1 protein-coding gene and 1 pseudogene are annotated in these 2241 nt (G+C 67.8%); one reads left to right on the plus strand and one right to left on the minus strand.

What is annotated here, in order from left to right:
- Positions 1 to 64: 64 nt before the first annotated feature.
- Complete coding sequence (locus JMF90_RS34155) at positions 65 to 1357, minus strand: MASE1 domain-containing protein (RefSeq protein WP_011548672.1); 1293 nt, start codon at positions 1355 to 1357, stop codon at positions 65 to 67.
- Between the two features lie 305 nt (positions 1358 to 1662).
- Here JMF90_RS34155 and JMF90_RS34160 point away from each other — a divergent pair.
- Positions 1663 to 2241, plus strand: a pseudogene (locus JMF90_RS34160) (hypothetical protein); the annotation flags it as partial.

Here is a 2241-nt window from a genome sequence, read left to right on the forward strand (position 1 = left end):
TTGCGTGCCGCCGAGCCCGTGGATCAGCAGCACGGCCGTGCGGCCCGTCATGACGCGTGCCCGCTCATTCGTCCGCCGGCCACACGCGTTCGATCTGCCACACGCCCGCCACCACCGTCACGTCGACGTTCGAATCGAGCAACGGCGCGCCGTGGTCGGTGATCGTCCGCGTGCCGCCGTCGCGCAGCACGATGCGCAGCGACAGCGACGCGCGGTCCTCGCCCGCGATCTCCGCATTCCAGTAGTCGCGCAACGCGTCGCGGTCGCCCGCCTGCACGCGTTCGAGCACGAGCGGCACGCTCGCGATCTGCGCGGCGTCGACGCCGACGCCGAACACGCGCTCGACGTCGCCGCTCCATTCGATCCGGCCCGACTCGGGATCGAGCACGTACGCGATCTGGCCGGCGCTCGCGAGCGCGAGCTCCATGTTGTTCTGCAGCACCGCCGCATGCTCGTGCACGCGCTCGCGCGTCGTCTTCAGCGTGCTCACCGTCAGCACCAGCAGCGACGCGACCGCCAGATAGAGCTGCGCTTCGAGCAGCGCACTGCCGTAATGCTCGTGGAGCGACGCGAACGGGCCGTCGCCCTGCGCGGTCTGCTCGATCACGATCAGCGCGAGCACCAGCACCGACGACGAGCCCGCACGGCCGCCGAGCAGCAGCGTCACCGCGACCGTCAGGAACAGCGGCACATAGGTGAGCGCGAAGCCGGCGCCCGTGCCGAATTTCCGCGCCGTATCGCCATCGAAGATCACGAGCGCGACGACCGCGAGCAACGCGAACGCGACGATGCCGAGCACCAGGTCGAAGCGCTCGTGGTCGCCCGAGCGGTGCGCGCGAAAGCGCGACCACGACGCGAGCACCGGCGTGACCAGCAGCACGCCAACGAAATCGGACGCGGCCCACACCGACCACACGTCGAAGAACGGCGCACCCTTGAGCGTCGTGTACCACGCCGCGCCGCCGATCGCGCCGACGACGCCCGCGATCAAGCCGGCCAGAATCACCGAGCGCAGGAAATACAGCCCTTCGAGCGAGAAGCGCACGCGCTGCACGAGCCAGACCGCGAGTGCGGCCGCGCCGACCTCGTCCACCGTGAACAGCACCGCGTTGACGAAGCTGCCGTGCTCGATCGCGGACAGCGCGAGCTGCCCGGCCAGGAATGCGCCGGCCAGCGTCAGCCATTCGCGCATCGGTCGCAGCATGAATGCGCCGACCGTCACACCGGCCGGCAGCCAGATGTAGCCCGTCAGCCGGACGGGGCCGTTGAATTCGTGCGAGATGTAGCCGGTCGCGAGATACAGCGCCGCCCAGAGCAGCGCGGCGACGAGCCCCGGCCGCGATCGTTTGGTGTCCATCGAGAATCCCTGTGTATTGCGCCGTGCGTGCGAGCGATGTGCGCATGATAGGCGGGCGGGTGGAACGACGGAATACCGGAAGGCGGCAGCACGTTCGGGGTACCGGCGCGCCCCCGCAAGCTGGCGGTTGTGACCGGGAAAGTATCGGAAAAGTTCGCTGCTTGCCGGGCGCTATCGGGACATGTCTGCAAGTCGTCTTGTCCTGATGGCCAAAATCGCCTGCGGCCGGTCATTCGGCCCTACGATGAAAGGCATCCGAAAGCGTTCGTTTCGGGTATCGTCCAGCTCTCTTGCCAGCACTCGACATGACCGCACACGATGAAAACAGTACCGGCCCGGCCGATATCGGCCCCTTCGACGCGATGAGCCGATTTCGCATCACGTACGACGGGCCCACGCTCGATTCGTCCGAGATGGACGTACGCGAACTCGCGCCCGCGCTGCTGGCCTTCGGCGATTTGCTCGACGCGTCGACGCGCGCACTGTGCGGCGCTCAGGTCCGGCCGCAGGTCAACGTGCGCGGCAGCTTCAAGACGGGCAGCTTCGGCATCGACTTCACGCTCGCGACCTCGCTGCTCGGCCGCATGCGCGACATGCTGAGCGGCAACGAAGGCACGGCGCTCGCCAATGCGGTGACGATCCTGACCGCGCTCGGCATCGCCGCGCCCAGGGCAAGGAAGGGGCTTTTCGCCGTCCTCAAATGGCTGCGTGGGCGCGAGATCACGCACGTGCGGATGCAGAACAACACCGCGGTGCTGGACGTCGACGGCGACGAACTGGAAATCGACCTGCCCGTCCTCACGCTGCTGAGTGACGTCCGCGTTCGCCAAGCCATCGCACAAGTGCTTGCGCCGCTAGCGCGCGAAGGCATCGAGATTTTCGCT

Origin of the sequence: Burkholderia sp. E168m23 (assembly GCF_016586125.1) — a bacterium.
Taxonomy (GTDB): Bacteria; Pseudomonadota; Gammaproteobacteria; order Burkholderiales; family Burkholderiaceae; genus Burkholderia; species Burkholderia orbicola.